Source organism: Pseudoalteromonas sp. GB43, assembly GCF_054923805.1.
Genome location: NZ_JBPCHJ010000001.1, coordinates 1568303 through 1594961, shown reverse-complemented (window position 1 = coordinate 1594961; position 26659 = coordinate 1568303). Strand labels below are relative to the sequence as shown.

At 42.8% G+C, this 26659-nt stretch carries 30 protein-coding genes and 5 pseudogenes; 24 read left to right on the top strand and 11 right to left on the bottom strand.

Annotation, left to right across the window (positions count from 1 at the left end; all coding sequences use genetic code 11):
- Positions 1-71: 71 nt before the first annotated feature.
- The 3 genes from ACRWSG_RS07640 to ACRWSG_RS07630 are packed head-to-tail and all read left to right on the top strand — an operon-like array spanning position 72 to position 4719.
- Entirely contained in the window at positions 72-377 is a 306-nt protein-coding gene (locus ACRWSG_RS07640; RefSeq protein WP_054554407.1) for an ArsR/SmtB family transcription factor, read from the top strand.
- Between the two features lie 3 nt (positions 378-380).
- Positions 381-3668, top strand: a complete 3288-nt coding sequence (locus ACRWSG_RS07635) for an efflux RND transporter permease subunit (protein WP_199528400.1) — start codon at positions 381-383, stop codon at positions 3666-3668.
- On the top strand, positions 3658-4719 hold the full coding sequence (locus tag ACRWSG_RS07630) for an efflux RND transporter periplasmic adaptor subunit (protein WP_199528399.1): 1062 nt from the start codon (positions 3658-3660) through the stop codon (positions 4717-4719). Before ACRWSG_RS07635 ends, ACRWSG_RS07630 begins: the two co-directional genes overlap by 11 nt.
- Here the strand turns inward: ACRWSG_RS07630 and ACRWSG_RS07625 are convergent.
- The 3 genes and pseudogenes from ACRWSG_RS07625 to ACRWSG_RS07615 form a co-directional block, all read right to left on the bottom strand.
- A pseudogene (locus tag ACRWSG_RS07625) lies at positions 4712-5391 on the bottom strand (nitroreductase family protein). The gene ACRWSG_RS07630 and the pseudogene ACRWSG_RS07625 overlap by 8 nt on opposite strands.
- Before the next feature lie 29 nt (positions 5392-5420).
- The gene (locus ACRWSG_RS07620; RefSeq protein ID WP_054554403.1) at positions 5421-5783 is read right to left on the bottom strand and encodes a YfeK family protein; all 363 of its coding nucleotides are present in this window, start codon (positions 5781-5783) and stop codon (positions 5421-5423) included.
- Between the two features lie 8 nt (positions 5784-5791).
- On the bottom strand, positions 5792-6646 hold the full coding sequence (locus tag ACRWSG_RS07615) for an endonuclease/exonuclease/phosphatase family protein (RefSeq protein WP_054554402.1): 855 nt from the start codon (positions 6644-6646) through the stop codon (positions 5792-5794).
- A 175-nt stretch (positions 6647-6821) separates the two neighbouring features.
- Between ACRWSG_RS07615 and ACRWSG_RS07610 the strand changes: the two genes are divergently transcribed.
- Together ACRWSG_RS07610 and ACRWSG_RS07605 are read left to right on the top strand one after the other, a co-directional pair.
- Complete coding sequence (locus tag ACRWSG_RS07610; RefSeq protein ID WP_054554401.1) at positions 6822-7136, top strand: Bor family protein; 315 nt, start codon at positions 6822-6824, stop codon at positions 7134-7136.
- Positions 7133-7456, top strand: coding sequence for a Bor/Iss family lipoprotein (locus ACRWSG_RS07605; protein ID WP_054554400.1), 324 nt, complete (start codon positions 7133-7135; stop codon positions 7454-7456). The genes ACRWSG_RS07610 and ACRWSG_RS07605 overlap by 4 nt, the downstream gene beginning before the upstream one ends.
- Here the strand turns inward: ACRWSG_RS07605 and ACRWSG_RS07600 are convergent, their stop codons facing one another.
- The 4 genes from ACRWSG_RS07600 to ACRWSG_RS07585 are packed head-to-tail and all read right to left on the bottom strand — an operon-like array spanning position 7457 to position 11320.
- A complete protein-coding gene (locus ACRWSG_RS07600; protein WP_199528398.1) occupies positions 7457-8695 on the bottom strand; it encodes an ABC transporter permease in 1239 nt (412 codons plus the stop codon).
- The gene (locus ACRWSG_RS07595) at positions 8688-9395 is read right to left on the bottom strand and encodes an ABC transporter ATP-binding protein (RefSeq protein WP_138618388.1); all 708 of its coding nucleotides are present in this window, start codon (positions 9393-9395) and stop codon (positions 8688-8690) included. Before ACRWSG_RS07595 ends, ACRWSG_RS07600 begins: the two co-directional genes overlap by 8 nt.
- Positions 9395-10561 carry an efflux RND transporter periplasmic adaptor subunit gene (locus tag ACRWSG_RS07590; protein WP_054554397.1) on the bottom strand — a complete coding sequence of 389 codons (1167 nt, stop codon included), beginning with the start codon at positions 10559-10561 and terminating at the stop codon, positions 9395-9397. The genes ACRWSG_RS07595 and ACRWSG_RS07590 overlap by 1 nt, the downstream gene beginning before the upstream one ends.
- Positions 10562-10609: 48 nt before the next feature.
- A complete protein-coding gene (locus ACRWSG_RS07585) occupies positions 10610-11320 on the bottom strand; it encodes a YIP1 family protein (RefSeq protein ID WP_054554396.1) in 711 nt (236 codons plus the stop codon).
- 170 nt (positions 11321-11490) lie between these two features.
- Between ACRWSG_RS07585 and ACRWSG_RS07580 the strand changes: the two genes are divergently transcribed.
- Complete coding sequence (locus tag ACRWSG_RS07580; protein WP_138601069.1) at positions 11491-12384, top strand: aldo/keto reductase; 894 nt, start codon at positions 11491-11493, stop codon at positions 12382-12384.
- A gap of 65 nt (positions 12385-12449) precedes the next feature.
- Here the strand turns inward: ACRWSG_RS07580 and ACRWSG_RS07575 are convergent, their stop codons facing one another.
- The 4 genes from ACRWSG_RS07575 to ACRWSG_RS07560 all read right to left on the bottom strand — a co-directional run bounded on the left by ACRWSG_RS07575 (position 12450) and on the right by ACRWSG_RS07560 (position 15362).
- Positions 12450-13127, bottom strand: a complete 678-nt coding sequence (locus tag ACRWSG_RS07575) for a TorF family putative porin (RefSeq protein WP_462165994.1) — start codon at positions 13125-13127, stop codon at positions 12450-12452.
- Positions 13128-13415: 288 nt separating this feature from the next.
- Positions 13416-14582, bottom strand: coding sequence for a hypothetical protein (locus tag ACRWSG_RS07570; protein WP_199528396.1), 1167 nt, complete (start codon positions 14580-14582; stop codon positions 13416-13418).
- A gap of 151 nt (positions 14583-14733) precedes the next feature.
- Entirely contained in the window at positions 14734-14934 is a 201-nt protein-coding gene (locus ACRWSG_RS07565) for a helix-turn-helix transcriptional regulator (protein ID WP_462165993.1), read from the bottom strand.
- 8 nt (positions 14935-14942) lie between these two features.
- Positions 14943-15362 carry a hypothetical protein gene (locus tag ACRWSG_RS07560; RefSeq protein WP_054554393.1) on the bottom strand — a complete coding sequence of 140 codons (420 nt, stop codon included), beginning with the start codon at positions 15360-15362 and terminating at the stop codon, positions 14943-14945.
- 230 nt (positions 15363-15592) lie between these two features.
- Between ACRWSG_RS07560 and ACRWSG_RS07555 the strand changes: the two are divergent.
- The 18 genes and pseudogenes from ACRWSG_RS07555 (at position 15593) to rplQ (ending at position 26293) form a co-directional block, all read left to right on the top strand.
- Positions 15593-17535: pseudogene (locus ACRWSG_RS07555) on the top strand (AsmA family protein).
- A gap of 275 nt (positions 17536-17810) precedes the next feature.
- Positions 17811-18179: a 50S ribosomal protein L14 gene (rplN, locus tag ACRWSG_RS07550; protein WP_010378257.1), complete on the top strand. Its 369-nt coding sequence runs from the start codon at positions 17811-17813 to the stop codon at positions 18177-18179.
- A 10-nt stretch (positions 18180-18189) separates the two neighbouring features.
- Complete coding sequence (gene rplX, locus ACRWSG_RS07545; protein WP_054554391.1) at positions 18190-18504, top strand: 50S ribosomal protein L24; 315 nt, start codon at positions 18190-18192, stop codon at positions 18502-18504.
- Between the two features lie 16 nt (positions 18505-18520).
- Positions 18521-19061, top strand: a pseudogene (gene rplE / locus ACRWSG_RS07540) (50S ribosomal protein L5).
- Between the two features lie 10 nt (positions 19062-19071).
- Positions 19072-19377, top strand: a complete 306-nt coding sequence (gene rpsN / locus ACRWSG_RS07535) for a 30S ribosomal protein S14 (protein WP_054554389.1) — start codon at positions 19072-19074, stop codon at positions 19375-19377.
- Positions 19378-19398: 21 nt separating this feature from the next.
- A complete protein-coding gene (gene rpsH, locus ACRWSG_RS07530; RefSeq protein ID WP_054554388.1) occupies positions 19399-19791 on the top strand; it encodes a 30S ribosomal protein S8 in 393 nt (130 codons plus the stop codon).
- A 13-nt stretch (positions 19792-19804) separates the two neighbouring features.
- The gene (gene rplF, locus ACRWSG_RS07525; protein ID WP_054554387.1) at positions 19805-20338 is read left to right on the top strand and encodes a 50S ribosomal protein L6; all 534 of its coding nucleotides are present in this window, start codon (positions 19805-19807) and stop codon (positions 20336-20338) included.
- 9 nt (positions 20339-20347) lie between these two features.
- Positions 20348-20698: a 50S ribosomal protein L18 gene (gene rplR, locus ACRWSG_RS07520; protein WP_036974021.1), complete on the top strand. Its 351-nt coding sequence runs from the start codon at positions 20348-20350 to the stop codon at positions 20696-20698.
- A gap of 9 nt (positions 20699-20707) precedes the next feature.
- A complete protein-coding gene (rpsE, locus tag ACRWSG_RS07515; protein ID WP_036974018.1) occupies positions 20708-21214 on the top strand; it encodes a 30S ribosomal protein S5 in 507 nt (168 codons plus the stop codon).
- 3 nt (positions 21215-21217) lie between these two features.
- Positions 21218-21400, top strand: coding sequence for a 50S ribosomal protein L30 (gene rpmD, locus ACRWSG_RS07510; RefSeq protein WP_016710201.1), 183 nt, complete (start codon positions 21218-21220; stop codon positions 21398-21400).
- Positions 21401-21404: 4 nt separating this feature from the next.
- Positions 21405-21840: pseudogene (gene rplO, locus ACRWSG_RS07505) on the top strand (50S ribosomal protein L15).
- Between the two features lie 10 nt (positions 21841-21850).
- Positions 21851-23178: pseudogene (secY, locus tag ACRWSG_RS07500) on the top strand (preprotein translocase subunit SecY).
- A 22-nt stretch (positions 23179-23200) separates the two neighbouring features.
- On the top strand, positions 23201-23314 hold the full coding sequence (gene rpmJ / locus ACRWSG_RS07495) for a 50S ribosomal protein L36 (protein WP_002959476.1): 114 nt from the start codon (positions 23201-23203) through the stop codon (positions 23312-23314).
- Positions 23315-23442: 128 nt separating this feature from the next.
- Entirely contained in the window at positions 23443-23799 is a 357-nt protein-coding gene (rpsM, locus tag ACRWSG_RS07490) for a 30S ribosomal protein S13 (RefSeq protein WP_036974011.1), read from the top strand.
- A 13-nt stretch (positions 23800-23812) separates the two neighbouring features.
- Positions 23813-24199 carry a 30S ribosomal protein S11 gene (gene rpsK, locus ACRWSG_RS07485; protein ID WP_036974009.1) on the top strand — a complete coding sequence of 129 codons (387 nt, stop codon included), beginning with the start codon at positions 23813-23815 and terminating at the stop codon, positions 24197-24199.
- Positions 24200-24220: 21 nt separating this feature from the next.
- Positions 24221-24841, top strand: coding sequence for a 30S ribosomal protein S4 (rpsD, locus tag ACRWSG_RS07480; protein ID WP_036974007.1), 621 nt, complete (start codon positions 24221-24223; stop codon positions 24839-24841).
- Between the two features lie 24 nt (positions 24842-24865).
- Positions 24866-25852, top strand: a complete 987-nt coding sequence (locus ACRWSG_RS07475) for a DNA-directed RNA polymerase subunit alpha (protein WP_004589198.1) — start codon at positions 24866-24868, stop codon at positions 25850-25852.
- Between the two features lie 39 nt (positions 25853-25891).
- A complete protein-coding gene (gene rplQ / locus ACRWSG_RS07470; RefSeq protein ID WP_004589197.1) occupies positions 25892-26293 on the top strand; it encodes a 50S ribosomal protein L17 in 402 nt (133 codons plus the stop codon).
- Positions 26294-26659: the final 366 nt, after the last annotated feature.

Here is a 26659-nt window from a genome sequence, read left to right as displayed (position 1 = left end):
CTAATATTAGACTTTTCTAATATATCAATCTATACTTTAGCGGCATTTTAAGAATATAGAGTAGTGTGAATATGAACATCGATTTTGCGGCTATGGCCGACAATGTGGAGCAAGCAGAGCAAATGCTAAAGATATTGGCGAATAAAAATCGCTTGATGATCTTATGTTCGCTGCAAGATGGTGAAATGAGCGTGAGCGAATTAAACGAAGCTGTGCCGTTGGCGCAGTCTGCATTATCGCAACACTTAGCGGCGCTGAGAAAAGCTCAGATAGTTGCTACTCGACGCGAAAGCCAAACTATCTATTATCGCGTGGTTGATGAAAATGTAGTATCGATCCTAGCAACTCTATATGGCTTATTTTGCAAAGGTAATTAAGCAGTGAGTGCTATCGATAATGCTGTTAAAAACAGCTTGAGCGGCCGCCTTCCTGTTATTATTTTTATTATGTCGGTGTTGCTTGGCTTAATGGCATTAAAGCAAACCCCTCGTGAAGAGGAACCGCAAATTGTGGTTCCTATGCTTGATATATATGTAGCAGCACCAAACGTTGAAGCGCCAGAAGTAGCCAGGCTGGTAACAGAGCCATTGGAGAAGTTATTGGCGCAGTTAACGGGTGTTGAGCATATTTACTCAACTACACAAAGTAATGCTGCTGTTGTCACTCTTCGTTTTGAAGTCGGTCACGATCGTGAGCAAGCTATTCTCGACACTTACGCTAAACTCTATAGCTATCAACACACGATGGCGTCAGTGATCAGCTCATGGCAAATCCGTCCGGTTGAAGTGAACGATGTGCCCATTGTGATGCTGGGCTTATTTAGTAAAGATCCAAAACTTTACGATGACTATCAACTAACCCGCTTTGCTAACGAAATCGCTAATAGTTTACAGCGCATCGAAAACACCAGCGAAGTGAAAGTGATTGCTGGTAGAACCCGTCAATTAACAATTAACCTTGATGCAAGCGCTCTTGCTGCCCATCAAACAACCCTAACTGATGTGTATTATGCGCTTAGCGTATCTAACCAATTAGTTAATGTGGGCAGTGTTGTTGAGGGAAAGCAGCAAATTGCCTTACAAGTGGGTGATGTTTTACGTTCTCAATCTGCGATAGAACGGCTTGTTGTCAACGTGGTAAACGGTAAGAGTGTTTACCTAAGTGATGTCGCCGAGGTGAGTGATGGTCCAAGCGAAGCACAAAGCTATCAATGGCTGGCTCATTCAGATAACCAACAACAACTTCCTTTAGTCACTATTAGTGTCGCTAAACAAGCTGGCACCAATGCGGTCGCTGTAGCCAACGAAGTGCACAGCATGATGGACAGTTTATCGGCTAATCTATTGCCAGATGAAGTGGGCTACACCGTACTGCGTGATTATGGCCAAACCGCGAACGAGAAAGTAAATAACCTTACCTCAAGCTTAGTGTTTGCGGTATTTACCGTGGTTATTTTTGTTGGCGTATTTTTAGGTTGGCGACCAGCGATTGTGGTTGGTTTGGCAGTGCCTATTTGCTACGGCATCACCCTGACACTTGATTTTGCCTTTGGCTATACAATTAACCGAGTCACACTGTTTGCACTAATCCTTTCTTTAGGTTTGTTGGTTGATGATCCAATTACTGGGATAGACAACATAAGTCGTTTTTTAACCCACAAAGGCGATAAAAAACAACGCATAGTTGATGCCATGAGCGAAATTCGTGTGGCGCTGTTTATGTCTACATTAACCATTATGGTGGCGTTTATCCCACTTGCGTTTATTACTGGCATGATGGGGCCGTACATGGCACCGATGGCATTCAATGTGCCAATTAGTGTAATGGTTTCGACCATAGTGGCATTTTTTGTTACGCCGTGGTTGGCAATGAAACTACTTAAAGCGCCAGTCGGTGACAGCGTTCAACTCGATGCCAATCAGCATGGTTTATATGAGCGCATATTATCACCATTACTTGAGTCTAAAGGCCGTGCCAAACTCGTTTTATGGACCACATTAGCCTTGTTTGTCGCCAGTGCCATGTTACCCGTAATGCGTGCAGTGCCTTTAAAGCTATTACCGTTTGATAATAAAAACGAGTTACAAGTTTTAATCGATATGCCAGAAGGTACAAGCCTGGAGCAAACCGCCGCTTTCACTCGACAAGTACAAACCATCACTTGGCAATTAAATGAAGTAAGCGAGGCGGCAGCCTACGTTGGTCAGCCATCAAGCATGGACTTTAATGGTATGGTGCGTGGTTATTATCGACGTGAAGCTGCTAATTTAGCTGAACTCAGAGTATTACTGCTCGATAAAACTGAGCGTGATCATCAATCTCATGGCGTGGTCATGCGCTTGCGTGCCGCATTAGCGCCACTGGCAACCGATGGCATTGTAATTAAAGTGGTTGAAGTGCCACCGGGTCCGCCGGTTTTAAGTACCTTAGTGGCTGAAGTTTACAGTGAGCCATTTGTTGATACAGACACGCACTATCAAGCAGCCCTTGCTGTTGCTGCAAGGTTAAAACAAGAGCCGCATGTGGTTGAAGTTGATACCAGTATTGCTGCCAATGCGCCCTTACAGCGTTTTATTACCGATAAAAGTAAAGCGTCATTGTCAGCGGTGTCTACGCAAGATATTGCCCAGACCTTAGCCATTGCTTCGCATGGGCAAAATGTTGGGGTGTTATATGTTAGCGGCGAAACAGACCCTGTCGATATAAAGTTACAACTGCCATATCAAGATCGTAACCAATTTGCTCAATTGCTGGCATTACAAGTTCGTGGTGATAGGGAGCTTGCAAAAACCAGTGATGAATTTGGGCTGCAAAGTGCACCGCGTCCGCTGGTGGCGCTCTCTGAGTTAGGTGAATTTCAGCATCAAGATGTTGCCAAGCCAATTATGCGTAAAGATCAGCGTAATGTTGTGTATGTAATGGCTGAGTTAAATGGGCGTACACCCGCTGAAATTATTGCTGACGTCAATGCTGACTTAGGCATTAGCGCTGACGAATTTAGCCAAACTGATTGGCAAATTAGGCACTTTTTCAATAATGGCGGTAGCCAAGCTTGGCAATTACCTGCTGGCACTGACGTGACCTTTAGTGGTGAAGGTGAATGGCGAATTACTATTGATGTATTCAGAGATATGGGGATTGCCTTTGCGTTTGCGCTAACAGCCATTTTCATCATCTTACGCATTCAAACAAACTCTGCCAGTTTGTCACTGATCATCATGTCGGCTATTCCATTAACCGTAATAGGGATCATGCCGGGCTTTTGGCTATTAAATCAATTTGGAGAGCGCAGCATTGCTGGTGCTCCAGAGCCGGTGCTATTCACTGCAACAGCCATGATTGGCATGATTGCACTTGCTGGTATTGTGGTTCGTAACTCACTTATTTTAGTTGAGTTTATTAATCAAGCTCGCGGCCAAGGTATGGCAATTAAACAGGCTTTGATTGCCGCAGGTACGGTGCGTATGCGCCCTGTGTTACTCACAGCGGGAACCACCTTATTAGGTAACTTGGTGATCACCCTAGATCCGGTATTTAGCGGTCTAGCGATTGCAATTATTTTTGGTATTGTGGCATCAACATTGTTCTCATTATTTGTTGTGCCACTGGTTTATTATTTAGTGTTTGCAAAGGATGCAGGTAAAGAGGAACAAGCTCATGCAGGGTAAATCAAAACTTACTGGCTCGATCATCGCGTTATCTGTGATCATTGTGGCGGTACTTTACATGGCGGGCAGTTTCTCTGATAAGCAAGCTGCAGGCATGAAAAACCCATCAGCAAATGATTACACTGGTCAGTTAGTGACAGTGACACTGGCAGATATTGCGCGTGATGAAGTTGTACCGGGCACCGTGATTGCAAAACAAAATACGCAAATCTCTTCTCGTGTAATGGCACAAGTTGAGCGTTTAAATGTACGCGCTGGCGATACTGTAAAACAAGGTGACGTGCTAATTACCTTGCAGCAAGATGACTTTAAAGCAGGGCTGGCTCAAAGCGAAGCACAAATAAATGCGATTAATGCATCGCTGACTCAAGCAGAGAAACAACTAAAGCGTATTAACGATTTATACAAGCAAGGTTTGGTATCTATTAGCGAATACGACGATGCAAAAGCAAGGTTCGATAATTTAACGGCGAACCTAGCGATTGCTAAACAGCAGCAAACACAAGCGCAAGTTGCACTGAGTTTTACGCAAATTAAAGCGCCAATTTCAGGTGTTGTGGTTGAGCGTTTTGCAGAGCCTGGCGATACCGCAACTCCTGGCACGCCATTACTCGCACTGTATAACCCACAACAATTGCAATTAGCATTTGATGTCAGAGAACAACAAGCAATTAAGTTGAATGTTGGTCAAACTCTAACGGTTAAACTACCTGCTTTATCTACGTCAATGCCTGCCACAGTGACAGAAATTGTGCCGGTTGCTGATAGTGCTGCGCGTAGTATGGAGATCCGTTTAGAAACAGATGCGCAAACTGGATTAATGCCAGGGCTTTATGCGCAATTACAATTACCGCTCGCCACTGAAAAAGGGGTGTTGATTGACTCAAGCTGGGTGTACCAATATGGCCAATTGAGTATGGTCTATTTACTTGAAAATAATCAGATAGTGCGTCGCTATGTGCGCCTTGGCGAAATGCTCGATGGCAAGCAGCACATCGTTTCAGGTTTAAACCCGGGTGATGTGCTGGCTGTTGAATTTAAAGCTAAATAAAGGTCGCTATTTCGTCTAGCGACTTTTTCACTAAGGCATGCTCAGGGATGGTTGCATCTGTGCCTGGGTAGCCTGCAATTAGCAGCATATAAGGGCGCTCATTATCTTTATCGCGGCCACAAATTTCGGTTAAAAAGCTCATTGGTTTTGGTGTATGCGTGAGGGTGGCAAGACCAGCTCTGTGTAGTGCTTGAATTAAAAAGCCTGTTGCTAAACGCCAACAGATTCATGAACATAGTAATTGGTATTTTTGTCATCGGCAGAAATACCGCCTTTCTTTTGACTAAACACGGCAATTAGCCAAGGTGCATGCTCAAGGTAGGGCTTACTGGCATCGGTGCCAAGTGGTTTTAAGGCATCTAACCATTCTTCACCTGCGCGACCTTCATAAAATGAGCGCTCTAGTTTTTCAGCGGCTTCTCGAATTTGTTTTTTTACATCGCTGCTGTGTATTGCTACAAAGTGCCAAGGTTGATGGTTGGCGCCGCTCGGTGCAGTGCCAGCCGCTTTAATACAAGTTTCGATTATTTCTCTTGGCACTGGGCGGTCGCTAAAGCTACGAATACTGTGGCGACGCTGACTCACGGCTAAAAACTCTTCGGCGCGTTTTAACATCTCGTCATGAGGGTACTCAATAAAGTCATTAAGTGGCTGATTCTTGTGTTCTTGCATGGCTTTTCGCTTCTTGTGTGTTGATGATTTTAATTATGAATATGTTGGTTTCGACGGTACTCTTTTAATTCATTGCTTAACCAATCTTTTGCATTGATTAAGTTACCATTGCTGAGTTTAACTTTATAGGGCTTACCGCTCCATGAGCTTTTGCTCGCCAGATTTTCGATAAACTTTTCGGCAGTTTTTGCATAGCGGGTTGCTTTTCGATACTTCATAGCTAGGTGTTCGGCAGCATCTTGGCTTGAGTGCTCTGTGCCGTTGCGAATAAATACGGCATCACTCTTAGCGACAAAATCAATGAGGTGATTTATCTCTTGTTCTGGGGTCGCTGCATTACTGAATTGGCTAATGCTCAATAACATTAACGCGATAAACCAATATCCTTTCATTGTTATTTTCACTGTACTTTTTGCTCTATGGTCAAGGTTGCAATTATTGGATTATGATCTGAGCTTACAAGCTCAGGTACTATGGTTGTCTTTATTTTGACACCACGCACCCATACTTGGTCAAGTGCTAACCCAAATGCTTTGGTACGTTTATCATCTAAATAGATAGCTTCGTGCAAACCTAGCTGAGTCAATGTTTGCTGTAATAATGCTTGGCGCTCATCACTCCAAGTATTGAGATCACCGGCAAACACGATAGGCCCTTTGTGCGTTTGCATAATAGCAGCGGCATCGTCTAGCTGTTGTTTAAAGTCACTAACGCCAAAAGCAAAGTTAATGGCATGCAGGTTAATACTCAGTAATAACTGTTGATCTGGCAGCGCATATTCCACAATATTGGTGGCTTTTGGGCTACGTAGCCAAGGCTCTTTATGGGTGAGTGTACAATGCACAGTAGCTGGCCAGCGGCTGAGTGTCATAACTCCAGATTGCACGCCGCCACTCTTATACCCTTTAGCAAAGCGCCAATAGGGTTTGAGCTTTGTAAGCGAAGGTTCTTCGATAGCTTCTTGTAGTAACACAATATCAGCACCGGCATTTAGGTTTTGCAAATCTGTGAGTAAGCCATCTATTTGTGCTTTGTAGATATTCCAACTCAATAACTTGAACTGATAGGGCAAAATATAATGTTCAGCGTAAGTTTGCATACGACTTTGTGCTAACTGCTGTTGGCAATTAGCAAGGTTCACAGCGGTTTTGGTTATACCTTGTTGCTCATCAGAGCTAGGATCGCTTGAAAAGCTATACCAAGACAGCACACTCAAACACACAAGTAATAAAAATATACGCAGATATGCCGTCATAATGACCTTTAGTTACGTTCCTTGAGAGTTAGTCGTTGTTAGCCTCAGTTTAGTTCAAAGGCTAAATGTTAGAAACTGTAGTATTTTCTACAATTTCTATACGCTTTCTTACCCAAAATGAGTACTCATATTCTTATACTTACTGAGCTTAACAACTCAGACAAAGGAACTACTCATGAAACAAATGGCCTGTATGCTGCTTGCCTTATCGGTGACAGCGTGTTCATCAGTCACCATAGTGCCAGAAAAAACAACCAATAAATTAGCCACTAAAGCTGATTACCAAGATAGCCGCCCATTCTTTTTGTGGGGCCTCGTTGGTGAAGAGCGCGTTGATGTAAAGGCTATTTGCCAAGATAAAAAAGTTGCCCAAATGCAATCGCAACAAACATTCGCTGATGGCGCATTAGGACTCGTTACACTCGGAATTTATGCTCCTCACACAGTAAAAGTATGGTGTGAGCAACAAGCACAGGAGCAACAATTATGAAAAGCCTACTAGCAACAACTGTGTTAGTGGCAACCTTAAGTGGTTGCACAAATATCTACTTTGATAATGGCAGTGCTGCACAAGCCAATAAAGCGCCTGCAACAGAGCAATGGCATCATAACTTTGCCGCGGCGCTTTACGAAGGTTCAGAGCCTGTAGACTTATCAGAGGAGTGCCCTGATTCCGAATGGCAAACTGTTCACACTTATAAGTCGTTCACCAATGGTTTAGCTGAAGCTGCAGTAAACCAAGTTGGGCCTATTTGGTACCCGAAAACAGTTGAAATAAGCTGCGCTCAAGTACCTTATAAGCCAGACTAGTTATTCATAACGCAGTGCATCAATTGGGTTTAAGCGTGCAGCTTTAATAGCGGGCGCTAAGCCAAACACAATACCAATCAATGAAGTAAAGCCAAATGACAGCATAATCGCCCAACCCGGTATGTAGGCATCTGGCATGCTCGGCACTAAAACTGAAATTAGTGCCGCAGCACCGTAGCCTATCGCTAAACCAATTAAACCACCAAACAGTGATAGCACCACCGCTTCAACTAAAAATTGCAGCATAATAAAACCAGGTGTTGCCCCTAATGCTTTTAAAGTGCCGATCACACGCGTACGTTCTGTTACCGAAACCAGCATGATATTCATCACTCCGATACCACCAACTACCAGGCTGATACCTACGATCCCCGCGGTAATTGCGGTTGCACTTCCGGTAAATTTATCGATATTAGCACGGGCTTTTTCGGCGGTTTCAAACTCAAAGTCGTCATCTTCACCGTCTTTCAGTTTATGTAATTGACGTAAGAGGCGGCGAATTTTAGCCAGTACTTGCGCTTCGTTAGCATCGTCTTTCAAACGAAACATCATTTGTACATTGGTATCAACACTGCCGCCCTCTAGCGCACTCATGGTACTTATCGGAATATTAATGTAATCGTCTTGGTCAAAACCTAATAAACTACCTTGTTTTTCAGCAACACCAATAATGCGAAACCACTCACCACCGAGTTTGATATATTCACCTACAGGGTTTTCAGGCAGGTTAAGCTTTTCGATAATTGAAGGGCCAATAAACGCCACTCTACGGCGTTTTGCATCATCTTCTGCGCGAATAAATCGGCCGAGTTCTGGGTAGGTGCGGTAAGCTTTTTGGTAGTCTTGCTCTGTGCCCATTACCCGTGAAGCATGGCTTTTATTGCCATACTCTGCTGCACCCGAAAAGCGCCAAGTAAACATCAGTGCAGTAAAGGTTTCAGCTTCTTTCACGCGTGCTTTTAGAGTTAAAAAGTCGCTGTAGGTTAACTTTGCTTGTTGCCCTACCATTTCTTTTTCTACGCTAGTGTAAGGCTTTATATTGGTGACATCAGGAGACATGTCAGCAAGCTGATCATTAATTTGCTTGGTAAACCCTTGCATTACTGCTACCACGGTCACAACTGCAGCAACACCAATAATAATGCCCAAGCAGGTAAGGGCACTACGCATTGCATTGGCTTTAATTGCCATCAGTGCTGCTTTTGTGCCTTCCATTACAGCGATAGCAGATTTAAACATGTTGTCTTGCTCCTTCGCCTTTGCGGGTATCACTAACAACTTTGCCATCAACTAAACGAATAACACGTTGGCAGTGATCAGCAATATCTTGTTCGTGAGTAACCAAAATAATGGTGTGCCCTTCGTTATGAAGCTCATCAAACAGCGCCATGATTTCAGTGGTGGTTTTACTATCTAGGTTACCGGTAGGCTCATCACCAAGTAGAATATGGGGCTTAGTAACTAGTGCGCGAGCTATAGCGACACGTTGACGTTGACCACCAGAAAGTTGGCTTGAAAGGTGATTCACCTTATCGCCAAGACCAACCCGTTGTAATGATTCGAGCGCTTGTTGCTTTCGCTCTTTGGCTGAGATAAATCGATACACTAAGGGCTGCATAACATTTTCAAGGGCGGATGCTCGTGGTAATAAATTGAAACTTTGAAAAATAAAGCCAACACTTTCATTACGCTGATGAGCAAGCTCCGTTTCGGTCATGCGCTTTACGAGCTTATCTTTTAAATAGTAGTCACCACTGGTGGGAGTATCTAAGCAGCCAAGCAAGTTCATCAGGGTTGATTTACCTGAGCCGGAAGGGCCAATAATGGCAACATACTCATTTTGAGCAATTTCAATATTAATATCATCAAGGGCTTTGAAAACTTGTTCGCCCATTTTGTATTGTTTATTGATATTACTGAGTTTGATCACCACAGACATTAGCTAGCACCTTTTTCAGGGCTGTTTTTAACGGCTACCGTATCACCCTCTTTTAGTGAGCTAAGTGGTCTAGCTGGGCCGATAACAATACGATCTCCTTTTGCAACACCGCTGGTTAGTGCTTGTTCGATATCTGAAGAAATACCTACCGTAACAGCTGTTTTAGTTACTGTGTTATCTGCGTTAAGCTTCCAGACAAAGTAGCTATCATCCTCTTTTTGAATAGCTTCAATAGGCAGTTTTAAGCCGTTTTCGGCAATGCTTGTGGCGATTTCTGCGCGGCAGCTCATTCCGGCATAAAGCTGGCGGTCAGTGGCATCAAGCAGTACCTTGACTTTAAATGATAAGCCTTGTGAACCAGCTTGATTTTTTGCTGATGTGCCAATGTTTATGACTTTGCCAGTAAAAGGTTGATTTGGGTAAGCGGCAGCATAGATATCTGCATGTTGGTCTAGTTTGATACCAGCAATATCGGTTTCATCCACTCGAAGTTCGGCTAATATTGCGCTGGGGTCAGCTACTAGCATCAAGTCTGAGCCAATAATGTTGGTTGTTCCCGCAATAACGGTTTCACCTTCTTTAATATTTACCGAAGCAAGTAGGCCACTCATTGGAGCGCGAAACACGCTTTTATTTAAACGGTCTTCAGCAATCAATAGTGATGCTTGGGCTTGGTTGTAAGCTTCACGTTTTGCTTCAATATCTATTTTTGCTAAATCGCGGGCATTTTGTAGGTTTTCATACACTTCTTGGCCAGCAAGGCCCACTTCATAAAGCTCTTTTTGGCGGCTTAATTGGCGCTCAATATTTTTTAATCGGGTTTCGCTATGTTTAATATCGATTTCGGTCGCACGAAGCACGGCTTTATTGCGGGCAACTTCAGATTCAAACGCGGTCGTATCTAAGCGCATAAGAATATCGCCTTCAGTGACACTTTCGCCTTCTTCTACAAACACTTTCGCTACACGGCCAGTCACTTCTGAGCGCAGTTGCACTTGGGTGTTAAAAACTAGGTTACCAGAGGCTAAAATTGAATCGGCAATATTGCCTTGTTCAACTTCTGCAATATGCATTTCTGGTGCATCTTTATTGCCTGTGACTTGTTTTGAGATTAGTAAAGCGACAAATGCCGTAACAGCGAGGCCAATTATAATGGCTTTTTTCATCTTTCTTCCTTGGAAGTTAAGAGCGGCATATTGCCGCTCAAAGCAGAATTAAACGAGAGCGATTACAGTCCAAATACCGTAAATAACAATACTTGGTAAGGCTGCAAACAGTAGCGCCTTATTGAAAGTGAAATTAGTCCAGCTCTTTAAACCGATAGCTGCGATGAAAATACCCCAAATAGAAAAGATATTGAGACTTTCAAGTAAGGTGTAGAATGGGTGGCCAATTTCTAAACCAATTAAAAGTTGGTTAATCGAAGCATAGTTAAATAACGTCTGTGAGATTTGGTCGGTACTCGCAGTTAATACTAAGATGAGTAAACCTAGGCTTGAAATAATCATTGGCATCATAGTCCACACACCAAAGCCATACCACGCACCATAGCCATAATTAGCTTCTGGGTCTTGCTTAGATACAAATAGGTAGTAGCCTGCCATTAGAGCATTAATAACAGCCAAACCAATAATGCCACCAAACATAGCAAACCATACTTGCATATCTATGGTTTGCTCCATGCTTTGGCGAATCATTTTTTGTTCTGCAATGGTGGCATCAACACTGGCCGCTGCCACTTGTTGATCTATTAAAAACTGCGGGTCAGCCTTATTGTAAAAAGCAAACATGCTGGCAGCGAGAATGCCGGCAAGTAAAATAAAGGCAACAAAAGACCAACCTTTTGCCTCTTTTAAACCATTAAAGGCTTTGCTTGGGCTGATAAAAATATCAACCAAAGCAGTCATAACATTTGACGATTTCATTTTTTATTCCTTGTTTTATAACATTTGTTTTTAGGTACTAAAATATCCTGTTTAGTAACAAATTAGCAATCTATTTTGTAACTGTATGTTAACAGCTGTGATTGGTAAATCTGTGATATGGTTAAAGAGTTAATTTGAGTCGAATTTATTAGGAAAAGTAGGTCGTTATGGTGAATAACAATGATCGTTGTATTGATGAGTTGGTATTAGGGTTCTGGCGTTTGCTAGATTGGCAGATAACGCCCCAGCAATGCTTAAGTTTTTTAGAAAATGCAATTGAAATGGGGGTGTCACATACCGATCACGCTGACATTTACGGTGAATACGGTTGTGAAGCTGAATTTGGTAAAGCACTTAAACTAAAACCAAGTATTCGTGATGAAATCAAAATAATCACAAAGTGTGGTATCAAGCCTGCGTTTGCAAGCCTAGGGCTACAAGGCAAAGCAAATCATTATGATTCAAGTGCCGCGCATATTATTGCCTCGGCACAGCAGTCACTTAAAAACTTCAGCACTGATCGTTTAGATGTATTACTTATTCATCGCCCTGATTACTTGATGAACGCCGATGAAATGGCACAAGCATTTAATACCCTAAAAGCAAATGGTGATGTGCTTGACTTTGGTGTATCTAATTTTACCCCATCGCAACTTAGCTTGTTGCAGTCGCGTTTAGACTTTGAGCTTGTGACTAATCAAATTGAGTTTTCACCTTACGAGATGAAAGCCCTTGATGATGGCAGCTTAGACCAATGCCAATTACTTGATATCAAACCTATGCTTTGGTCTCCATTAGCTGGGGGGCGCTTATTCTCAAGTGAAGATGAAAAAGCGGTGCGTTTACGTGCAGTGTTGGAGCAGGTTGGGGCTGAAATTGGCGCCACAGCCATTGATCAGGTTGTTTATGCTTGGCTGTTAATGCACCCAAGTGCACCGTCTGTGGTACTTGGTACGGGTAATATTGAGCGTGTTAAATCAGCTGTTGACGCTAAGCAGCTTACTATGAACCGTGAACAATGGTATCGCATTTGGCAAGGATCAACTGGTCATAGTGTACCATAAGTGTATTGATATAAATGAGAAAAGGGCCTTAACGGCCCTTCGTGTTGCAGCAAGTAACACATTCTTTATAAAGTGAAGTCAACCGCGTAAGCGACGTACACTTTTACATCTGAACCATCAATGTCGTTGTCTGAAAGACCGAAAGTAAAGCCGTCTTTCGACACTGAAACACCGTAGTCGATGATGTTATCATCACCAATGAAATCCCCTGAGTAATGACCTAAGTGAAGGACCATTTCTGCACCGGTACTGCCAACTGGGAAACTGTAGTCAGCATTTAAATATAGAGAGTCACCAAAATCTGTACCGTCACCGCTTGCTGCTGATGTTGCTAGGACTGCTGCACCAAAGGTGAAGCTACCCACGCTAATGCTACCGTAGATTTCAGAGAAGTCTGCATCTGTGTAAGATGCTGCATCTGGGTATGCATAATAAATGTAGCCAACATCGTAGCTAAAGGTTTCATTGATTTCACCGCCAAAACCAGCATAAAGGTCTAGCTCGTAAGTCATGTCGTCAGCCCAGCTAGCATTCGACACCCAAGTACCCGCATAAAAGCCAGATTCACTTGCGTAGTCGATACCACCTTGGATTGCAGCATCACCGCCGCCTTGCTCTTGACCACGCCATAAGTAGTTTGAAGTTGCCGCAGCGTTTGCTGTGACTTCTGCATAGCTATATGTTGAGCTCAAAGTTAATAGCGCAAGGGCGCTTGCTGCGACCGTTTTTTTTAGTTTTAGCATGTTTCTGTATCCTGTTGTTATGTTGATTTTGTCCCATTTTCAGATTGCAGTCTGGTTATTATTTGAGGACATTTTCTATGTGTTGTCTGGATACGATATTGCACTGGTTGTGCCAAGTTAATTTCTAACGGGATATTTTATGCTTAAAGGCTTTAAAAACAGGCTTTTAAACTTGTTTAATTGTGAAAAGGATAGTTATTTGAATTGTTCATGCGCACATGTGTGGTGCAAAAAATAACCCGGTTGCACAATTGCGAAGCAACCGGGTTTTGCTTATTTGAGAGTAACTTAGCCGAAAATTGCACGCATTAGACTAATGGTTTCTTCAACACTGCGGCCTTTTTCAACTTCACTGATGATTGAATCGCGCTTAGCTTTGATATGTTCAGGGATATCATCACTTGCTAATGCTCGGTCCACCAGTATCTCTGCTGATTCTTTGCCACGGCGTACGGTCTTTTTACCTGCTGAGCTCGTGGTACTCTTAGGTTTGTTTAACAACTTAATATAGTTAGAGTTATCAGCGGTACTTTTATCTGCATAATAAAAGAAGCTAGGCAATAGGGCTTTGATTTCAACCAGAGATTGTTCAAGCTCATTTGCTGCACTGGTCATTTTGAACCAAGGCATGCTATGTATTGCTTCGACAACATCTTGCCAGTAGCGCTCAAAATCACGGTTATTAAGCTTAGTAATGCCTAATGCCGCACAAAGGGCATCAAGTTTACTATTTACGATTGGTGTAAACACGTCAGGTCGGCGCATCGCAAGCAAGCGAGTAGCAGGAGCAAGCGTTGGCTTTTCATCGCTGCCATTAAATGCCATGAAGTAAGCAACCATAAAATGCTGATAATGTTCTTGCGTTACTTCACCCTCAGCTGGAATGTGTACAAGCGCCTCATCGAACGCACCAGGTAAATCACTCAACATTTGGTGGAAACCTTTCGCGTTCTTGGTAGAAGCAAACCACTCAACGTCGAAGTTATAGCTGCTTGGATCAAGCGAGGCACTGTGTTTACCTGAAAACGCTAAACGGTCTTCTGGGATCATCTCTTTTAGGGATTGCGATTTAATTGCAGCAATGTAATTAGCTAAGCGTAGTTGCTCATCAAGGGCTAAAAGCTCTTTATGCTGCTCGATGAAGCCTGCAATAACAGGCCATGGCGCAACCCTTAATGTTTTTAACTGCAAAAAACTGATTGCAGAAATTAATAAGTCATGAAGTTTTTTAAGAGTGGGTAATTGCTTATCTTCTAACAGATCGTAGTTAATGCGATCGCGGCTTGCACTTAATAGCTCATAGCACCAACCTAAAAAGTCTTCAGGGTGGTTTTCTACTTTAACTGCCATTAGGTTTAAGCTGATATCAGAGGCTTGCTTGAGGATATTTTGATAAATTTGACTTTCTTGCTCGCCAAGCGCCATTTTTGACGGTGAAATAAGCAGTTTCTTCATGCTTAATCGATACTCCAGTTTTGACCAAATTGGGTTGTTTAATTTTAGTACACAGGGTGCAAAAACAACAGGGTCGTGCATCATACCGAAGTAATGAAATGATGCAATCTTACTGATAATTTATAAGTAAGATTGCGACTGGCGTGGTTAATTAATCATGGTCATCGAGTGTAAATAATTGCTCAACACTGAGTTCAAAGTGAGCGGCAATTTTTAACGCGATAATCACCGAGGGTATAAAGCGATATGTTTCAACTGTGCTAATGGTTTTACGTGATACTGTAATGGCATCGGCAAGTTCTTGCTGCGATAACCCCTTTTCTTTGCGGAATTTAGCGATATTATTTTGCACTTTTATACCTAGTCTCTACTTTGCCAAAGAATTGATACGCCATATATCAAACACATCAAGGCAAGGTAAAATGTGGCCATCATGCTATGAGATACATTTAAAGCAAGTTCATCAGACAATAAAAAAATAGCCCCCATGCTAAAAAGCAATCCAAGCACAACATGTTTATAAGCGATGGTATCAATCGTATTTAAAAATTCATCCTTATAAGTAAGGCGATAACCGAGTTTCCATGTAAATCCCCCTCTAATCACAAACATAAAGAAAGATCCTAAAAATGCGGCAACACCAATAAACAGTAAAAATACTGATGTTTGCTTGAGCATTGGGTAAACACTAATAATTAATAACGTGACTCCCATGAATATTGAAAACCATGCGTTATGACTCATAAACTTTTCTTCCGTTTTGATATCTTGCTTAGACATAATCGTTTCCTTTTATTTTAAACTCAAATGTAACCTACAGGTATCAATGTAACCCTAGGGTATCATACGGTCAAGATCTTTTTGTAACCTACAGGTATCAAAAAGTTTCAGCGCTGATTCATATTCTTGTACCTAAGCTTGTTTACAAACCTTTTTGTGTGTTGGGCAATGCATTTGCGCCTAACTACCGCTATGATATGAACATTGTTTGCCCATTTTTAAGGATGATTATGAAAACCTTACTGAAAATTGTTGGTGTCATCTTCGTATTACTGATTGCATTGGTAGTCGCTGCACCATTTCTCATACCTACAGACGCGATATTTAATAAAGTATCGGAGCAAGTAGAACAAACCACAGGTCGTAGTCTGACTATTAATGGCGATAAAAAGCTGTCGGTATTTCCATCATTAAAACTCGAATTGAATGATGTGCACTTTGCCAATATGCAAACTGGCTCGCAAAAAGATATGGCAAGCATGCAGCAACTTGCTATCCGTATCCCGTGGATGTCGTTATTTGGCGGTGAGTTTAAGCTCGATAAATTCGTTATTAACGAACCAACAATTTTGTTAGAAACCGATAAAAATGGTAAAGCAAACTGGCAATTATTTGATGCGGTTGCTGAGCAACCACAGACAGAGCAGCAAAAGAGTTCTGGCGCTGTTAACTTACCAGATAACTTTGATATCGAACTTGGTGAAGTAGCAATCTACGGTGGTACTTTCACTTATCTAGATGGTAAAACCGGGGCAAAGCAACAGATAAGCGATTTAGAATTAGCAATCTTATTACCTTCTCTTCGTAAGACCTTAGAGTTAAAAGGCGGTATTACCTATATGGGTGAGCGCTTTGATTTAGATGTGACGCTAGATACACCTGTTAAAGCGATTGAAGGCGAAACCTTTAATGTCAGCACTGAGGTTGATTCACGCTTAGTCGATTTAAATTTTAAAGGTGCAATTGCAGAAATGGGTAATGACGTGCAAGGGCTTCTTTCTGTCAGTGGTGACTCAGTAAAAAATATTGCGAGTTGGCAAGGTGTTGAGCTTAATGCAAAAGAAAATGCGTTTAATGCCTTTAATGTAAAGGGTTCAATGCACCTAAAAGGACAGCAGTTTAAGCTTACTGAGCTACTTGCCACCCTCGATGAGCTGCAAATTAAAGGTAAAAGCGATATTAAGCTTGGTGAACGTTTAGCTGTGAATGCCGATATTGATTTGGGCATGCTTGATTTAAACCCTTACCTACCAGAGGGCGTAGCTAAAGAAGAGCAAGCAGAGCCTGCAGCAGATGCGCCAGCACAACCAATTGTTTGGGATGATACTGCAATTGATATGAGCGGCTTAAATGCACTTGATGCAAATGTAGTCGTGCGTTCAAGCGGCTTACAAGCAAATGATATTACCCTTGGTGAAAACCAGTTAACGGTGAACCTAAAAAATGCCGTGGCAAAAATCAGTCTAGATAAGTTTGTTGCTTATGAAGGCAATGGTAAAGGTGTCATCACCGTTAACGCCAAGCAAACACCTTATAAAATTAGTACTAACTTTTCTTTAGATAAAATCGATGCACAGCCATTACTAACTGATGCGGCTGGTTTCGATAAGTTAATGGGTAAAGGGTCTCTAAACTGGGATCTAACGACCACAGGTCAAAGCCAAAAGAGCTTTATCAATGCTTTAAATGGTAAGTTAGGCTTTGAGTTTGCTGATGGTGCGGTAAAAGGGATAACATTGCAGAGATGGTTCGTAAAGCAAAAGAGCTTATCAAAGGTAACTTGAGTGCAGTATCAGAAGGTTTAGATACAGGCTTTGATAACTCACAGCAAACAGACTTCTCGGCATTGCAGGGCAGTTTTGTATTCACTAACGGTGTTGGTGAAAATAAAGACCTATCCCTACTTAGCCCGCTAATTCGCATTACAGGCTCAGGTAAAGTTGATTTACCTATGACGAATGTAGACTATCGCTTGGTAACGGGGATTGTTGATTCAATCGAAGGGCAAGGCACGACCGATGACAGTACCGGCTTTAAAATTCCACTGCGTATCAAAGGTCCATTCCATGATGTTGGTTATAGCCTAGATGTCAGTGATGCGGCTAAAGAAGAAGTCAAAGAAAAAGCTAAAGATAAAATCAAAGACAAATTAAAAGGTCTATTTGGTAATTAATAAAAATTTAATTAAAGTCAAAAACAGGGCGCATTTGCGTCCTGTTTGTTTTATAATCAATAACAAACCAGCAAGCTGCTGTAATTCCTCAATGCAAGCATTGCGATTAATTCCAAATTAATTAAAAAATAACCTACCACTTCCTTGCCATTGCTGCTACAATTGCCCGCCCTTAAGAGACAACTTGCTTGTTTTTTGAGTGGAATTTAACCGAAATGTCTTGATTTTAAACAAAATTAAGGCGCGTTGTAATTTCTACACCGGAGGTCATTAACATGATCCAAATGCAAACTCAGCTGGACGTTGCTGATAACAGCGGCGCTCGCAAAGTGCAGTGTATTAAAGTCCTTGGCGGTTCGCACCGTCGCTATGCAGCGGTTGGCGATATCATCAAAGTTTCTGTAAAAGAAGCTATTCCTCGCGGTAAAGTGAAGAAAGGTGATGTTAAAAACGCGGTAGTTGTGCGTACTAAAAAAGGCGTTCGTCGTCCGGACGGTTCTTTGATCCGTTTCGATAGCAATGCGGCTGTTATCTTAAACGATAACTTACAGCCAATTGGTACTCGTATCTTCGGCCCTGTGACTCGTGAACTTCGTACTGAAAAGTTCATGAAAATCGTTTCACTAGCACCAGAAGTACTATAAGGAGTCTATCATGGCAGCAAAAATCCGTCGTGATGACGAAGTAATCGTACTAGCAGGCAAAGACAAAGGTAAGCGCGGTAAAGTGCTTTCAGTTGTTGCTGAATCTGGTCGAGTATTTGTCGAAGGCATCAACTTAATCAAGAAGCACCAAAAGCCTGTTCCTCAGTTGAACCAAGCTGGCGGTATTGTTGAGAAAGAAGCGTCTATCGACGTATCAAACGTTGCGATCTACAACTCGGAAACGGGTAAAGCAGATCGTGTAGGTTTCAAGATTGAAGATGGTAAGAAATTACGTATCTTTAAATCTACTGGTAAAACTATCTAATAGTTGGAGTAGAATGATGGCGAAACTGCATGAAGTATATAAAGACAAAGTAGTTGCTGAGCTTCAAGAGAAGTTTGGTTTCAGCTCTGTCATGCAAGTCCCTCAGATCGAAAAGAATCACATTAAACATGGGTGTGGGCGAAGCTCTAGCTGACAAGAAGATCCTAGATAACGCTGTTGCGGATCTAGAAGCAATCTCTGGTCAGAAACCTCTAATCACTAAAGCACGCAAATCAGTTGCTGGCTTCAAAGTGCGTGAAGGTTACCCAATTGGTTGTAAAGTAACCCTACGTGGCGAGCGTATGTGGGACTTTTTTGAGCGTTTGGTTTCAATCGCTATCCCACGTATCCGTGACTTCCGTGGTGTAAGTGCTAAGTCTTTTGATGGACGTGGTAACTACAGCATGGGCGTACGTGAGCAAATCATCTTCCCAGAAATCGATTATGATAAAGTAGACCGTGTTCGCGGTTTAGATATCACAATCACTACTTCTGCGAAAACAGATGATGAAGGCCGTGCGTTGTTAGAAGCGTTTAACTTCCCATTCAAGAAATAAGGGTAGGGTTATGGCAAAGAATTCTATGAAAGCGCGCGAAGCAAAGCGTGCGAAATTAGTTGCTCAGTTCGCTGAAAAGCGTGCGGCACTAAAAGCTATCATCAGTGATGTTAATACATCTGACGATGATCGTTGGGACGCGGTATTAAAGCTACAAGCTTTACCACGTGATTCTAGCTCTTCACGTCAACGTAATCGTTGTAACGTTACGGGCCGCCCACATGGTTACCTTCGCAAATTCGGCATGAGCCGTATTAAAGTTCGCGAAGCAGCTATGCGCGGTGAAATTCCTGGCCTTAAAAAGGCTAGCTGGTAATAGTATCACGGGAGTAAGACTATGAGCTTGCAAGATCCTATTGCGGATTTGTTTACACGTATCCGTAACGGTCAGTCTGCGAAGAAAGTATCAGTAACGATGCCAACTTCAAAACTGAAAGTAGCAGTAGCTAAAGTATTAAAAGATGAAGGTTATATCGCAGATTACGCTGTAAGCGGTGAAGCGAAGCCTGAGCTTTCTATCGATTTGAAATATTTCGAAGGCAAAGCTGTTATTGAAAACATCCAGCGTGTTAGCCGCCCTGGTCTACGTATCTATAAGAAACGTGACGAATTACCAAAGGTAATGGGTGGTCTTGGTATCGCTATCGTATCAACTTCTAAAGGCCTAATGACAGACCGCGCAGCACGTAGTGCCGGCGTTGGTGGTGAGATCATTGGCTTTGTAGCTTAATCGGAGGGGAACTATGTCTCGCATAGCAAAGGCACCAATCAATGTTCCTGCCGGTGTAGAAGTTACATTAAAAGGCCAGGACATCACAGTTAAAGGCAAAAACGGTGAATTAACTCGTACAATCAACGACGCTGTTGAAGTACAAGTTAACGACAACGTTATTACAACTTTACCTCGTGAAGGCGTAGCTAATGCATGGGCACAAGCAGGTACTGCTCGCGCTCTAATCAACAACATGGTTGTTGGTACGCATGAAGGTTACGAGAAGAAACTTCAGTTAGTAGGTGTTGGTTACCGTGCAGCAGCTAAGGGCAAAGTATTAGACTTAACTCTTGGTTTCTCACACCCAGTGAATTTCGAAGTACCAGAAGGTATTACGATTGAAACACCAAGCCAAACAGAAGTTCTAGTTAAGGGCGTAGACAAGCAGTTAGTTGGTCAAACAGCTGCTAACATCCGTGCATACCGTAAACCTGAGCCTTATAAAGGTAAAGGTGTTCGTTACGCGGACGAGAATGTACGCCGTAAAGAGGCTAAGAAGAAGTAAGGTAAGACGATGGATAAAAAAACAGCTCGTCTACGTCGTGCTAAGCGCACTCGTAGAAATTACATTGAACAAGGCACAACGCGTCTTGTTATCCACCGCACGCCACGTCACATTTACGCTCAAGTAGTTACTGCTGAGGGTACTGTACTGGCTGCTGCTTCTACTGTTGAAAAAGCAATTAGCGAAACAGTTAAAGGCACAGGTAACGTTGCAGCTGCTCAAGCAGTTGGTAAAGCGGTTGCTGAACGTGCAGCTGACAAAGGCATCGAAAAGATTGCTTTTGATCGCAGTGGCTTTAAATATCACGGCCGTGTGAAGGCGCTTGCTGATGCAGCGCGTGAAGCCGGTCTGCAATTCTAGGAGTAGACAATGGCTAACGTAGAAGCAAAGCAACAACAGCCTGATTTGGCTGAAAAGCTAATCGCGGTAAACCGTGTGTCTAAAGTGGTTAAAGGTGGTCGTATCTTTAGCTTCACTGCACTAACAGTAGTTGGTGACGGCGCAGGTAAAGTAGGTTTTGGTTATGGTAAAGCACGTGAAGTTCCAGCTGCTATTCAAAAAGCAATGGAAAAAGCACGTCGCAACATGATCAGTGTAGACCTTAACGGTAACACGCTACAGCACCCAATCAAGGGTCGCCACGCGGGTTCTAAAGTATACATGCAGCCTGCTTCTGAAGGTACAGGTATCATCGCCGGTGGTGCGATGCGTGCAGTACTAGAAGTAACTGGTGTACAGAACGTATTGTCAAAAGCATACGGTTCAACTAACCCGATCAACATCGTTCGTGCAACGATTGCTGCTCTAGAGAACATGAACTCTCCAGAGTCAATCGCTGCTAAACGTGGTCTTAGCGTTGACGAAATCACGGGGTAAACCATGGCTAATAAAACTGTAAAAGTAACACAAGTAAAGAGCTCTATCGGTCGTTTACCGAAGCATAAAGCTACATTACGCGGTCTTGGTCTACGTCGTATCAATCACACTGTTGAGTTAGAAGACACAGCATGTGTGCGTGGTATGATTAACCAAGTTTCTTACATGGTAAAGGTTGAGGGTTAATTCGATGCATTTGAATACACTTTCACCTGCTGCTGGTGCAAAAACTGAAAAGAAACGTCTAGGTCGTGGTATTGGTTCTGGTCTTGGTAAGACTGGTGTACCGTGGTCATAAAGGCCAAAAATCACGTTCTGGCGGTAAAGTACGCGTTGGTTTCGAAGGCGGTCAAATGCCTATGCAACGTCGTCTACCTAAATTTGGTTTCACTTCACGTAAATCATTAGTATCTACTGAAGTTAACCTTTTTGAAATCGCTAAAGTTGAAGGCGATGTAGTAGACGTAAACGCGTTACAAGCAGCTGGTCTAGTTAAAAAGAACATCCAGTTCGTTAAAGTAGTTAAATCTGGCGAAGTTTCACGCGCAGTTACCGTTAAAGGTCTTAAAGTGACTAAAGGTGCTCGCGAAGCTATCGAAGCTGCCGGAGGCAAGGTAGAAGACTAAGGAAGTACTAATGGCTAAACCAGGTCAAGATATGAAAAGTGCACAAAGTGGGCTTTCGGAATTGAAGCGTCGATTACTATTTGTATTAGGTGCTATCATTATTTACCGTCTAGGTTCATTCGTGCCGATCCCTGGGATTGACGCCGCTGTACTTGCCGATTTCTTCGAGCAACAAAAGGGCACCATTGTTGAAATGTTTAACATGTTCAGCGGTGGTGCGCTTGAGCGCGCTTCAGTGTTAGCACTGGGTATTATGCCGTACATCTCGGCTTCGATTATTACGCAACTATTAACGCATATGTATCCGCCGTTTATAGAGCTTAAGAAAGAAGGTGAGCAAGGGCGTAAGAAAATTAGCCAGTACACACGCTACGGCACGCTTGTGCTTGCTACAATCCAATCAATCGGTATTGCTACTAGCTTACCGGGCATGATGGACGGGTTAGTTGTTAACCCAGGTATCGGTTTCTACTTCACTGCTGTAGTGAGTTTAGTAACTGGTACTATGTTCCTAATGTGGTTGGGCGAACAAATTACAGAGCGTGGTATCGGTAACGGTATCTCAGTTCTGATTTTTGTTGGTATTGTAGCTAACCTGCCGTCTGCTATTGGTTCGACAGCCGAAATGGCGCGCCAAGGTGATCTGAATGTACTTGTACTGTTATTGATTGCTGTAATCGTATTCGCTGTTACTTACCTAGTTGTATTCTTTGAACGTGATAACGTCGTATCGTCGTTAACTACGCAAAGCGTCAACAAGGTCGTCAGGTATTTGCTGCTCAAAGCACGCACTTACCACTGAAAGTAAACATGGCGGGTGTTATTCCACCAATCTTTGCTAGCAGTATAATTCTGTTCCCTGGTACAATTGCAAGCTGGTTCGGCCAGGGTGAAGGTCCGGTCGCTGATGTGCTACAAGCAATCGCTACAACGTTGACTCCAGGTCAACCTTTATATGCGATGGTTTTAGCTGCGGCTATTATCTTCTTCTGCTTTTTCTACACCGCGTTGGTATTTAACCCGCGTGAAACAGCAGATAACCTGAAAAAATCTGGCGCATTTATCCCAGGTATTCGTCCAGGTGAGCAGACATCTAAATACATTGATAAAGTGATGACACGCCTGACATTGGCAGGTGCTTTGTATATAACCTTTATCTGTCTGGTGCCCGAATTCATGACTATGGCATGGCAAACGCCATTCTATTTCGGCGGTACATCAATTTTGATTATCGTTGTTGTAATCATGGACTTTATGGCACAAGTACAGACGCATCTGATGTCACATCAGTATGATTCTGTGCTGAAAAAAGCAAACCTTAAAGGCTACGGTCGATAAGGTCATTTTACGGAGTTGAGCAATGAAAGTACGTGCTTCCGTTAAGAAAATATGCCGTAACTGTAAAGTTATTAAACGTGCTGGTGTAGTACGCGTAATTTGCAGTGAGCCTAAGCACAAGCAAAGGCAAGGCTAATTAAACAGTCGTGCAGGCTGAGTTATTTACTCGGCCTGTGTTTTTAGTTGTGATTTGGTCTTCGTTTGAGTATCCTTACGGGCTTTTCAAACAGATGATTACCAAATTCAAATATAGGAGATGTGTTAGTGGCCCGTATCGCTGGCATTAACGTCCCTGATCATAAACACGCAGTTATCGGTTTAACTGCTATTTATGGCATAGGTAAGACTCGCTCTAAGGCTATCTTAGCAGCGACTGGTATCGCCGAGACCACAAAAATCGGTGAACTTTCAGACGAAACACTTGACGTATTGCGTGAAGCAGTTGGCAAGTACACTGTAGAAGGTGACCTTCGTCGTGAAGTTACATTAAATATCAAGCGCCTTATGGACCTTGGTTGTTTCCGTGGCCTACGTCACCGTCGTTCGTTACCACTACGTGGTCAACGTACTAAGACTAACGCGCGTACTCGTAAGGGTCCTCGCAAGCCTATCAAGAAATAAGGTGGGGTAGATTATGGCTAAAGCACCAATTCGTCGTAAGAAGGTTAAAAAGCAAGTTGCTGATGGTATGGCTCACGTTCATGCTTCTTTCAACAACACTATTGTAACAATTACCGACCGTCAAGGTAATGCACTATCTTGGGCAACAGCAGGTGGTTCAGGTTTCCGTGGTTCACGTAAATCTACTCCATTCGCGGCTCAGGTTGCTGCAGAGCGTGCAGGTACTGCTGCTCAAGAATACGGTTTAAAAAATCTAGAAGTTTTCATCAAAGGTCCAGGTCCAGGTCGTGAATCTGCTGTACGTGCTTTGAATGCTGCTGGTTACCGTATCACCAACATCACTGACGTGACGCCAATCCCTCATAATGGTTGTCGTCCACCGAAGAAACGTCGCGTTTAACAATAGGTTAGGAGAAATAACATGGCAAGATATTTGGGCCCTAAGCTCAAGCTGAGTCGTCGTGAAGGTACTGACCTGTTCCTTAAGAGCGGCGTAAGAGCTATCGACTCTAAGTGTAAACTTGAGACTGCACCTGGTCAGCACGGCGCTCGTAAAGGTCGCTTATCTGATTACGGTTTACAGCTACGTGAAAAGCAAAAAGTACGTCGTATCTACGGTGTATTAGAAAAGCAATTCCGTAACTACTACAAAGAAGCTGCTCGCCTTAAAGGTAATACAGGTGAAAACTTGTTACAGCTTTTAGAGCAACGTTTAGACAATGTTGTATATCGCATGGGTTTTGCTAGCACACGCGCTGAAGCACGTCAGTTAGTAAGCCACAAAGCGATTTTAGTTAATGGTCGTGTTGTGAACATTCCTTCATACGTAATTACTCCAGAAGATACTGTTGTAATTCGTGAGAAGTCAAAAACACAAGCACGTATCATCGCTGCTCTAGAGTTGGCTGAGCAACGTGAAAAGCCGACTTGGGTTGAAGTTGACGGTAAGAAAATGGAAGGTAGCTTCAAGCGCCTACCTGAGCGTTCAGATCTGTCTGCGGACATTAACGAACAACTAATCGTCGAACTTTACTCTAAGTAAAGTTAAGAGTTAAGAGAGGATAAAATGCAGGGTTCTGTTACCGAATTCCTAAAACCAAGGTTAGTCGATATCGACGCTATCAACCCAACGCGTTCTAAAGTAGTTTTAGAACCATTAGAGCGTGGCTTTGGTCACACTTTGGGTAATGCCTTACGCCGTATACTGTTATCATCTATGCCTGGATGTGCAGTAACTGAAGTAGAAATCGACGGTGTATTGCATGAGTACAGCGCGAAAGAGGGCGTACAAGAAGACATCATTGAAATTCTGTTAAACCTTAAAGGTCTAGCAGTAACTTTAGAAGGCAAAGATGAAGTTTTTCTGACCCTGACTAAATCTGGTGTAGGTCCTGTGACTGCGGCTGATATTCAGCACGATGGTGATGTAACTATCGCCAACCCAGATCACGTTATCTGTCACCTTACGACAGATAGCAGCGAGATCAGCATGCGTATTCGTGTTGAGCGCGGTCGCGGTTATGTGCCGGCATCTAGTCGTTTATCCTCTGATGACGATGAGCGTCCAATTGGTCGTCTGCTGCTTGATGCATCATTCAGCCCAGTTGAACGTATTGCGTACTCGGTTGAATCAGCCCGTGTTGAGCAACGTACAGACTTAGACAAGTTAATCATTGATATGGAAACAAACGGCACTCTAGATCCTGAAGAAGCGATCCGCCGTGCGTCTACTATCTTAGCTGAGCAATTAGATGCATTCGTAGATTTACGTGATGTAACTGAGCCAGAAGAGAAAGAAGAGAAGCCAGAATTCGATCCTATTCTGCTTCGTCCAGTTGATGATCTTGAGCTAACAGTACGTTCAGCAAACTGTTTGAAAGCCGAGCAAATTCAATATATCGGTGATTTAGTTCAGCGCACTGAAGTTGAGCTTCTTAAAACGCCTAACTTAGGTAAGAAGTCTCTAACTGAAATTAAAGACGTGCTAGCTTCACGTGGTCTTTCTCTAGGTATGCGCCTAGAAAATTGGCCGCCTGCAAGCCTAGCTGAATAATCTAAATCACTATATTAGTTTAGTTAGAAGGATAGGGTCATGCGCCATCGTAAGAGTGGTCGTCAATTAAACCGTAACAGCAGCCATCGCAAAGCGATGTTCAGCAACATGGCTGGTTCTTTGGTGAAACATGAAATCATCAAAACAACTTTGCCTAAAGCTAAAGAGTTGCGCCGTGTAATTGAACCTTTAATCACACTGGCTAAGACTGACAGTGTAGCAAACCGCCGTTTAGCGTTTGCTCGCACGCGTGATAATGAAGTAGTTGGTAAATTATTCAGCGAAATCGGTCCACGTAATACAGACCGTCCTGGTGGTTACACTCGTATTCTTAAGTGTGGCTTCCGTGCTGGTGATAATGCACCAATGGCTTATATTGAACTAGTTGGTCGCCCAGCGACAAACGAAGAAGTTCAAGAAGACGCGCAGTCTGCAGAGTAAGTCGTAAAGACACCAAAAAGCCGAGCTTATGCTCGGCTTTTTACTTTCTAAAATTCACTACTAAAAATTCACTATCAATAAAACAGCTCTATCAACCCCAAACATTACCATGCAATCTTGAAGCACCTAGCACCTAGCACCTAGCACCCAGCAATTAAGATCACATATAAAGATCAATTCGCGTTCTTTTATAGTTAAATCACCTTCTATACAACTTAAATACAAGCTCATTTATAAAAAACACTGCCTAAATAGCCATAATACGAGTAATTTAGTGCTATTTTTACCCGTTTCGTTCGTATTTTGCGCGAATAGTCATTTTTTTCATGAAAACTTCAAAAAACAGTTGATCTCAATTCGGATCTC

What these genes read in the sequence shown, in the direction of transcription:
- ACRWSG_RS07640 (WP_054554407.1), top strand. Translation starts at nt 72, where the DNA reads ATGAACATCGATTTTGCGGCTATGGCCGACAATGTGGAGCAAGCAGAG.
- ACRWSG_RS07630 (WP_199528399.1), top strand. Translation starts at nt 3,658, where the DNA reads ATGCAGGGTAAATCAAAACTTACTGGCTCGATCATCGCGTTATCTGTG.
- ACRWSG_RS07620 (WP_054554403.1), bottom strand. Translation starts at nt 5,783, where the DNA reads ATGAAAGGATATTGGTTTATCGCGTTAATGTTATTGAGCATTAGCCAA.
- ACRWSG_RS07615 (WP_054554402.1), bottom strand. Translation starts at nt 6,646, where the DNA reads ATGACGGCATATCTGCGTATATTTTTATTACTTGTGTGTTTGAGTGTG.
- ACRWSG_RS07610 (WP_054554401.1), top strand. Translation starts at nt 6,822, where the DNA reads ATGAAACAAATGGCCTGTATGCTGCTTGCCTTATCGGTGACAGCGTGT.
- ACRWSG_RS07605 (WP_054554400.1), top strand. Translation starts at nt 7,133, where the DNA reads ATGAAAAGCCTACTAGCAACAACTGTGTTAGTGGCAACCTTAAGTGGT.
- ACRWSG_RS07600 (WP_199528398.1), bottom strand. Translation starts at nt 8,695, where the DNA reads ATGTTTAAATCTGCTATCGCTGTAATGGAAGGCACAAAAGCAGCACTG.
- ACRWSG_RS07595 (WP_138618388.1), bottom strand. Translation starts at nt 9,395, where the DNA reads ATGTCTGTGGTGATCAAACTCAGTAATATCAATAAACAATACAAAATG.
- ACRWSG_RS07590 (WP_054554397.1), bottom strand. Translation starts at nt 10,561, where the DNA reads ATGAAAAAAGCCATTATAATTGGCCTCGCTGTTACGGCATTTGTCGCT.
- ACRWSG_RS07585 (WP_054554396.1), bottom strand. Translation starts at nt 11,320, where the DNA reads ATGAAATCGTCAAATGTTATGACTGCTTTGGTTGATATTTTTATCAGC.
- ACRWSG_RS07575 (WP_462165994.1), bottom strand. Translation starts at nt 13,127, where the DNA reads ATGCTAAAACTAAAAAAAACGGTCGCAGCAAGCGCCCTTGCGCTATTA.
- ACRWSG_RS07570 (WP_199528396.1), bottom strand. Translation starts at nt 14,582, where the DNA reads ATGAAGAAACTGCTTATTTCACCGTCAAAAATGGCGCTTGGCGAGCAA.
- ACRWSG_RS07560 (WP_054554393.1), bottom strand. Translation starts at nt 15,362, where the DNA reads ATGTCTAAGCAAGATATCAAAACGGAAGAAAAGTTTATGAGTCATAAC.
- rplN (WP_010378257.1), top strand. Translation starts at nt 17,811, where the DNA reads ATGATCCAAATGCAAACTCAGCTGGACGTTGCTGATAACAGCGGCGCT.
- rplX (WP_054554391.1), top strand. Translation starts at nt 18,190, where the DNA reads ATGGCAGCAAAAATCCGTCGTGATGACGAAGTAATCGTACTAGCAGGC.
- rpsN (WP_054554389.1), top strand. Translation starts at nt 19,072, where the DNA reads ATGGCAAAGAATTCTATGAAAGCGCGCGAAGCAAAGCGTGCGAAATTA.
- rpsH (WP_054554388.1), top strand. Translation starts at nt 19,399, where the DNA reads ATGAGCTTGCAAGATCCTATTGCGGATTTGTTTACACGTATCCGTAAC.
- rplF (WP_054554387.1), top strand. Translation starts at nt 19,805, where the DNA reads ATGTCTCGCATAGCAAAGGCACCAATCAATGTTCCTGCCGGTGTAGAA.
- rplR (WP_036974021.1), top strand. Translation starts at nt 20,348, where the DNA reads ATGGATAAAAAAACAGCTCGTCTACGTCGTGCTAAGCGCACTCGTAGA.
- rpsE (WP_036974018.1), top strand. Translation starts at nt 20,708, where the DNA reads ATGGCTAACGTAGAAGCAAAGCAACAACAGCCTGATTTGGCTGAAAAG.
- rpmD (WP_016710201.1), top strand. Translation starts at nt 21,218, where the DNA reads ATGGCTAATAAAACTGTAAAAGTAACACAAGTAAAGAGCTCTATCGGT.
- rpmJ (WP_002959476.1), top strand. Translation starts at nt 23,201, where the DNA reads ATGAAAGTACGTGCTTCCGTTAAGAAAATATGCCGTAACTGTAAAGTT.
- rpsK (WP_036974009.1), top strand. Translation starts at nt 23,813, where the DNA reads ATGGCTAAAGCACCAATTCGTCGTAAGAAGGTTAAAAAGCAAGTTGCT.
- rpsD (WP_036974007.1), top strand. Translation starts at nt 24,221, where the DNA reads ATGGCAAGATATTTGGGCCCTAAGCTCAAGCTGAGTCGTCGTGAAGGT.
- ACRWSG_RS07475 (WP_004589198.1), top strand. Translation starts at nt 24,866, where the DNA reads ATGCAGGGTTCTGTTACCGAATTCCTAAAACCAAGGTTAGTCGATATC.
- rplQ (WP_004589197.1), top strand. Translation starts at nt 25,892, where the DNA reads ATGCGCCATCGTAAGAGTGGTCGTCAATTAAACCGTAACAGCAGCCAT.